This is a genomic window from Gemmatimonadaceae bacterium (genome assembly GCA_035633115.1).
Taxonomy (GTDB): Bacteria; Gemmatimonadota; Gemmatimonadetes; order Gemmatimonadales; family Gemmatimonadaceae; genus UBA4720.
On sequence record DASQFN010000120.1, the window covers coordinates 36,800 to 44,475 of the forward strand.

The 7,676-nt window shown below is 63.6% G+C and carries 6 protein-coding genes; all 6 read right to left on the reverse strand.

Annotated elements, in window-relative coordinates; all coding sequences use genetic code 11:
• Window positions 1–1,215 (reverse strand): urate hydroxylase PuuD, encoded by a 1,215-nt coding sequence (locus VES88_18525; GenBank protein HYN83481.1) that lies wholly within the window; start codon window positions 1,213–1,215, stop codon window positions 1–3.
• The gene (locus VES88_18530; GenBank protein ID HYN83482.1) at window positions 1,212–2,597 is read right to left on the reverse strand and encodes a hypothetical protein; all 1,386 of its coding nucleotides are present in this window, start codon (window positions 2,595–2,597) and stop codon (window positions 1,212–1,214) included. Before VES88_18530 ends, VES88_18525 begins: the two co-directional genes overlap by 4 nt.
• A 7-nt stretch (window positions 2,598–2,604) precedes the next feature.
• Window positions 2,605–2,820: a type II toxin-antitoxin system Phd/YefM family antitoxin gene (locus tag VES88_18535; GenBank protein ID HYN83483.1), complete on the reverse strand. Its 216-nt coding sequence runs from the start codon at window positions 2,818–2,820 to the stop codon at window positions 2,605–2,607.
• Between the two features lie 54 nt (window positions 2,821–2,874).
• Window positions 2,875–3,189 (reverse strand): hypothetical protein, encoded by a 315-nt coding sequence (locus VES88_18540; GenBank protein ID HYN83484.1) that lies wholly within the window; start codon window positions 3,187–3,189, stop codon window positions 2,875–2,877.
• A 39-nt stretch (window positions 3,190–3,228) separates the two neighbouring features.
• Complete coding sequence (locus VES88_18545; GenBank protein ID HYN83485.1) at window positions 3,229–4,944, reverse strand: hypothetical protein; 1,716 nt, start codon at window positions 4,942–4,944, stop codon at window positions 3,229–3,231.
• Window positions 4,945–5,048: 104 nt separating this feature from the next.
• Window positions 5,049–7,595: a protein kinase gene (locus VES88_18550; GenBank protein ID HYN83486.1), complete on the reverse strand. Its 2,547-nt coding sequence runs from the start codon at window positions 7,593–7,595 to the stop codon at window positions 5,049–5,051.
• Between the last annotated feature and the right edge of the window lie 81 nt (window positions 7,596–7,676).

Below are 7,676 nucleotides of genomic sequence, written 5' to 3' on the forward strand. Positions count from 1 at the left end.
CTAGTTCCCGCGTCCTCCCTGTGCTATCCAGCGGGCGAGGATCGCCCTCTCCGCCTCCGTGATATGGGTCTTGTTGGCCGGCGGCATGGTGCGCGTCATTACGGCCCGCTCCCGGATGCGGGCCGCGCGGGCGATGATCTGCTCCGGCGTGTCGAACGCGACTCCGCCGGGCGCAGCACCGAATGTCAAATCGCTCGGGCTTACCGAATGACACACCGTGCAGCGCCGATCTATCACGTGACGCGCATCCGCGAATGATACCGGCGCCGTTGATGCCACGGCGACTCTGTTCGTCGGCGTGAAGGTGATGTGCATTAGTACATACAGAATGGCGACGCTCGCGGCGATAACAGCGGCTAGCGCGGGCTTCCACCGAGGATACGTCCAGCGCAGGTTGAGGACATGGCGCACCGCCGCGCCGGCCACGCACAAAACGAGCAGCAGCAGCCAGCTCAGACTGTGTCCATAGACTGATGGGAAGTGATTGCTCACCATCAGCACGATCACTGGAAACGTGAAATAATTGTTGTGAATCGAGACGCGCTTCGCCCGGGCGGACAGCGCGGCGCTGGTCGACCCACCACGGCCTTCGATTACCGATGCCTCCAGCTCCCGCTGCGACGGAACGATCGTCATTGCAACGTTGCCGGCCATGATCGTCCCGAGCATCGCGCCGACATGGAGGAATGCCGCGCGCCCGCTGAGCAGCTGAGTCAATGCGATCGAGATCGCGACGAGCCCGAGAATCCACACGATCATCGCGAGCGCGGGTGCACGCGGAGCGACGACGCGTTGCATCGCCTCGTACAGCGCCCATCCGACAACGATTGCGGCGAGCCCGACGAGGCTTGCCTGCGCGTGAGTGAGGTTCGCTACGCCGGGATCAGCGAGTACGGCGCGATCGCTCAGATAATAGACGACGAGCAGCAGCGCGAAGCCGCTCAGCCAGGTTGTGTACGCCTGCCATTTGAACCAGTGCATCGGGCGCGGAAGCGATTCGCCCTCGAGCAGGGTTTTCTCGACGTAATAGAAGCCGCCGCTGTGGAGCAGCCAGATCCGCCCGAGCGGCGAGCGCGTTTGTCCGGGGCCGGGCGCCGGCTGAAGACTGCGGTCGAGCCAGTTGAAGAGGAGTGAGTTGCCGATCCACATGATGCCCGCTATCACGTGAACCCAGCGGGCGACGAGGTCGAGGAGCTCCGAGACCGAGGCGCTCAGCCTGAGTCTCCCGCCGCTCCTCCGGCGCCGACATCACCTCGCGCGCGGAGAATCTTCACGAACGAGCGCGTCCGGAGCTCGTCTGCGGTGAGCCCCGTCATCTCCAGCGCCTCTTCCTCGGTGATCGCGCCCGAGTTTATCCCGCGCAGGAAGAAATTGAGCAGCCCCTGTCCCGTCGCCGCGTCGTCGAACACATCGCCAATCAACGTCGCCTGCGCGCCCTTGCCGACGAAGTTGCTCAATCGTTCGCCGGCAGCGTCGATTCCCTCGAGAAAGAAGCTGTAAAGAGCCGCATAACGCGTGACGAGCTGCGCGGGATGGAGGTCCCATCCCTGATAGAATCCGCCCTCGAGCGAATGGCGCACGTCGTCGAAGTGCATTCGCCACGCTGCGTGCACGCTCTCCGAGTTCTCGAATTTCTCGTCGACGCTGAGCGGCAGCCCACCCTTCTCCTGGCGATGGATGGGCACCGGCAACACGGCCGTCGATCCATCGGACAGCCAGACGTCAGTTCCCGCAAAAGCAACCTGCATGAAGTGCTTCGCAAAATTGCAGGCCGGATGCTGCATGTGCTGATACGCGGCGGTGATGTTGCAGCTGGCCGTGTAGTCGTACGTGCCGAAGTGCGCACCGCGGCAGCGCCCGTCGGCCGCGTCGAGAATCCGGAGCAGCAATGATTTGCCCGTGGAGTCGAGCACGATCTGCGGAGTCTCGATCATGACCTCGAATTGGAGGGTGCCGTCGCCGAGTCCGAGTGAGCGCTCGAGCTCGCGAAGAACCGCAACGGTGTAGTCAACCTGCTCGATGATCGTGATCTTCGGGATAGTGAGAATCCATCGCTCGGGAATTCCGCCGGATTCCACGAGTGCTGTCGTCACCAGATCCAGCGTGCGAATCGCCCGGCCGCGGAGCTCCTCGTTGAGCGGCTTGATGCGCATGCCGATGAACGGGGGAAGCGTCCCGTCCTGCATTCCCTTCGAGACTTCCCGTGCGACGGCCGCGGCGTGATCGTCCTCCTCCTCGTCGGGGCGATTGCCGTACCCATCCTCGAAGTCGATGCGGAAATCCTCGACGGGCTCCGCTTCCAGCTTGTCGCGCACGCGCTGGTAGACGGTCTCAAGCTCGGGGTGATTGAGAATGCCGATCGCTCCTCCGAGCGCTTGAGCGTCATCGGCGTACTCGTCCATCATGCGGCGGGCGACTGCGCCCAGCTTCTGCGCCGAGTCCGCTGCGAAAAGTTGGGCGCCGCCGTAAACCGTGTGCACCGGTTGGCGGCCCGGACTCTCGCCGGGGTGGGCTTTGGCAAAGGCGATGTTCGCGGCGCGAAGCGCGGCTGATGCTTCGCTGAGCATTGTGGGGTTGAGACTAGTCCTCAGAGCCATGGCGCGATCATGTCGGACGCCGTCCTTCGCGGACTGCGGCGAGCACCTGCTCACGGGTCAGTCCGAGGTCTACGGCCGGCACCTCAAGCGGCGTGGAGCGCTCCGGCTTGAGTATGAACACACTGCCGTCCTTGCGCCGGATGCGCACGGAACCTTCGCGGCGCGCGCGCTCCAGAAGCGCTGCCAGGCGCTGCCGCGCCTCAGAGTATGTGTATTCCTTCATGATTCCACCTCCTTGAGTCTCACTCCCGCGGCAACTGCGGCGCGAGCCTGCCCTTTATCCAACGTCAACAACGGCGCTCGCTGCGCCAGCCGCCAAAGTCAGCACGTACGCGTGAAGATTGTAAGTCCCGGCAAGCTCCAGCGCAGCAGAGAGGTCCACATCCATCCGGCGAAGGGGCACCCCGGCGAATACGGCGAGGAGTAAGAATGCCTGCTCGCGAGTTGGCGGACAGGATCGAAACACACCTGCGGAGGCGGAGCCTCCCCCAGCGAGGGGCTGGAGAAGAACTTCCACAGTTACAGTCACGCCACCGGAGTTTGCCAGATCGAAGCTGCTGAGAGTCCCTACAGTTGATGACCCGGTTGGCATGCACTCCCGGGCATAGATGAGGGCATCTGACGACAGAAATTACCGAGTGCGAGCGAAGGTCTTGGGATTTCCCGTTGCCGTGTCGCGCCCGCTGCCACCGCGAGAGTCGGGGGGTGGAAGCTCAGCCGGCTGAGGTTGTTGTTGCGCCAGCAGTACGCCGCCCCCCCGCTCGTCAGGCCGCACGCGTGAGCGAAGCCGAGCGCGAGGCTTGTCAACCGAGGCGATGCTTGTCGTGATTGCTGCTGCCGTGAACGTCACCCACTGGCCGAAAAACGAAGAATCAGGAGCAGAGCTCAGAGTTGTGTTAGTGGCCGAATGGAGGTTTAGACCGCCCGGGACGGTCGCCTGACCGTAAAAGTTGTATCCCCAGCAGACCACGGTCCCATCTGTCTTGAGCGCGCAGGTGTGTCCACCGCCGGCGCTCACCTGAGCGACCGAGGCGAGCCCGCCCGGCACAGTCGCCTGACCTGCAGTGTTGCGTCCCCAGCAGACCACCGTCCCATCTGTTTTGAGCGCGCAGGTGAATTCTACGCCGGCGCTCACCTGTGCGACCGAGGCGAGCCCGCCCGGCACGGTCGTCTCACCGTCAGCGTTGTCTCCCCAGCAGACCACCGTTGCATCTGTCTTGAGCGCGCAGGTGTGGAGGCCGCCGGCGCTCACCTGTGCGACCGAGGCAAGCCCGCCCGGCACGGTCGTCTGACCGTAAGTGTTGAATCCCCAGCAAACCACCGTCCCATCTGTCTTAAGCGCGCAGGTGTGGAAGCTACCGGCGCTCACCTGTGCGACCGAAGCAAGCCCGCCCGGCACGGTTGCCTGACCTGAAGCGTTGTTGCCCCAGCAGACCACCGTCCCATCTATCTTGAGCGCGCAGGTGTGAAGCCAGAGAGCGCTCACCTGTGCGACCGAGGCGAGCCCGCCCGGCACGGTCGCCTCGCCGTAAGTGTTGTCTCCCCAGCAGACCACTGTCCCATCTGTCTTGAGCGCGCAGGTGTGATGCCCGCCGGCAGTCACCCGTGCGACCGAGGCAAGCCCACCCGGCACGGTCGTCTGACCGTAAGTGTTGTCTCCCCAGCAGACCACCGTCCCATCTGTCTTGAGCGCGCAGGTGTGGAAGTCGCCGGCACTTACCTGCGGAGTCGTCAAAAGCGGCTCGACTGCACCGAACGGACTGAACGACTTGACCTTTCCGCCGAGTCCTCCGTGAGCGGCATGCAAGTTGGCCGGGCGCACTAGTCCGATCGCATTGTCTCGAATTGCGAGCAGCGCGGCGTACCATCCATCGCGGTCCGTGCGTGTGGACCTGCTCGCCGAGACATTGGTGCAGCGGAGAAAATCGCTGACTCCGACGCGATCGAGGATCTCGATCGAGCTCCCTACCGTGTGCGCGAGTCGCAGTTGATCGTGCGGCTCCGGAGCGTAGAATGAGCTCGACGGATCGGTCACCTGACACACGCCGACGCGAGCCGAGTCTCCGAACTGCGCGACCTGGGGAGATGTCGTGAAATCGTAGAAGGGCCCATACTGTTTGAGCGACGTTGGAAGAGGCCCGGCGCCTGGTGAGCTCGGTGGCGGCAGTCGAGTGATAGTCACCATCACCTGCTGACTGAAGGTCCCGGCAGGAATCTGGACACCTGCGGCGCCACTGGGTGTCACGACCGTTCCGCCGTCCGGCCCCACAGCCTGTGTAACTGTCTCAGGTTCATTCTCCGGAGCTGTCGAAGTGGAGTCTCCTGAGCAGGTCACGATGATTGGCACGAGGGCGAGTGCACCGACGACGCGCGAGATGCGCGATCGTCGGGCAGGTTTTCCAGGTCGAGATTGGAGTCCGGATCGCCTCGACGTGCCTCTTGCGGGGAACATCAGCTGCCGGTGCCGACCATCTCGCGGTAGCGCGGATCGTTCTCGAGATCGCGCCACCACCAATGGCGCGTCTCGGCCATTCCCTTTCGGTGATCCGGAAAGGCGACGAGGTAGGTCTTCAGGAGACGCAGCGCCTCGGTCTTGTCGCCGAGTATGGTTCGGACCATCGCTTCATCGATGAGCAGGTCGCGCGATGGATCGATGGTCGGGTCTCCCCGAGAGCGCTGGAGAACCCGGCGCGCGCTGTCCGCCAGCCCCGCGCGAGCCAGAGCGGCGGCGACCAGCATCGGTGCCTCGCGCCCCGCGAAGGGCCATTCACTCTCGGGGGTGAGCTTGCGCAACGCACCGACGAGTGCCCACGCCTGACCGATGTCGGGCTTCGTTCCCGGCATCGTCAGGAGCCACAGACGGCATTGAACGAATCGGGGATTGGAGGGAAACCGACTCTGTCCCTCGCTGCACCAGTGGGACGCATCGGCGAACTTCAGGTTGTCATACGCGGTGTTGTACAGTCGCCACACAATGTCCGGCGCTGCCGACAAAACAAAAAAGGCATCCTCTTCGTAGGCGCGGCGCGCAGCGATCGCGGCTTCAACGGGGTCGTTTTTATTGGAGGCGAGGCTGCTGAGGACACTCCAGGCGCTCGCTCTGCCTGGTGCGAACTTGACCGCCGTCCTCAGATCTGCCTCCGCCTGACTCAGCGCTTTTGCCGCCTCCTTCGGATCGGGAATGAGGTCGTTGAGCCACTTCCAGTAACGCAATGTCCCGCGCAGCTCGAGCGCACGCGGGTTGCGCGGCTCGACCTCCAGCGCCCGCTCCGCGTATTTCATTCCCTCGTCGTCCCACCGCGCAATTTCCGGCAGCTGGGCGATGCGTGAATGCAGTAACGCAACCATTCCGCGCATGATGATCGGATCGATCCACTTGCTGTCGCGAGCCTCGGTCAGAGCAAGCAGCGAGTCGGCGAGATGCAACCGCCGAGCGGCCCTCGCAGTGTCGCCCGTGAGTCTGAAGCTCTCCGCCTCCGTGATGATTTTCTCGGCCCGCTTCGCCAGCATCCAGGCCTGCTCGTCTCGTGTTCCTGCCTTTCGCTCCTGGAGGCGGATCTCTTCGCCAAGGCGCTTCCGCAAAAAGTCACCGACGTCATGGACCAGCTTCTCGCGCAGCCCCAATGGATTCGCCGATGGATATTCGAAGCTCGCTCGCTCCAGTTCGTCTCCCGTCGAACCATCGGTCAGCGCGACCGCGACGCGTAACCTGTCGCCGGCGGGCTCGACGCTTCCTCCAACCAGTGTTCCCGCTTTCAGCAGGCGCGCGGCGCCGTCCAGGTCGAGGTCAGCGCGCCGTATCTCCTGCATTCCGCTCTTTGATATGACGTCTAGCGCGGGGACGTCCTGGAGCTCGGTTATCAGCGCCTCAGTGAACGCATCGGCGAGGTATCCGAGTTCGTGAGTCGGGCTAAGATCGCGGAAATACAGAACGGCGACTCGTCGTGGGTCGAGTGCCGGTCCCGCTGGCGGCGAGGTGCCGGGGCCAATCCGCATCCATGCCTGCCACGCCGCCAGGATCAATACCAGTGGTATCACTGCGGCAACCGCGAGACGTAACAAACGCCGGCGCTGGCTAATCTTCCGCGCCGGTTGCGGAGCGTGCAGCGCGGGTGGGGCGGGCGGAGCGTGCAGTGAGTCCGCCATCTCGGCCGCGCTGTCGAAACGATCTGCTGGTGCCCTGGCCAGTGCACGAGCAACCGCACTTTCGATTGATTCGGGAACGCCGTCGCGAACCTCCCTCAGCGGCGGAGCCGACGCGGCAAATCGTCGCGAGATGATCACCTGAGCCGTCGGTCCGACGAAGGGTGGGATGCCGGCGATCATCTCGTACAGCACGCAGCCGATGGAGTAGATGTCGCTGCGGGCGTCGAGGTTCCGGTCGCCCAGCGCCTGCTCCGGACTCATGTACGCCGGCGTGCCGACTCCAATGCCGGTGGAAGTGAGACGATCCATTCCCGATTCAACGATCGCGCGCGCGATTCCGAAATCGAGCACGTACACGCCGTCAGCACCAATGATGATATTTTCCGGCTTGATGTCGCGGTGAATGATGCCGAGGCCGTGTGCGTATTTGGTGGCGTCGATGATCTCACAGGTAATCTTGATTGCTGCCCGGATGGAGAGCTGCTTTTCGCGGGTCAGCCGGGCGCGCAGTGACTCCCCTTCGATGTAGGTCATCACGTAAAACGGGAGATCGCCCATCATCCCCGAATCGAGAACTTTGGGAATGCGCGGATGCACCATGTCGGATGAGAAGGCGATCTCGCGCAGGAACCGGTCGATGACGACGCGACTGCCAAGCTCCTGTCGGAGCACTTTCATGGCGACGCGGGTGCCGTTTCTGTTATCGGTGCACAGATAGACTGTGGCCATCCCGCCGCGGCCGAGCTCGCGCTCGACCACGTAGTGCTCTGCTATCTGTGTGAGCGGCGGAAGACTGGACTCGTCGGAGCTGTCAGATCCGCGCGACGAAATCCAATCCGTATGGGATGGCATAGACGACACCTGTTGGACAGGCACGGGATGACCAGCCTACATACTGCGGCTGCTCACCGGATCGCGCAACATGATGGCCCG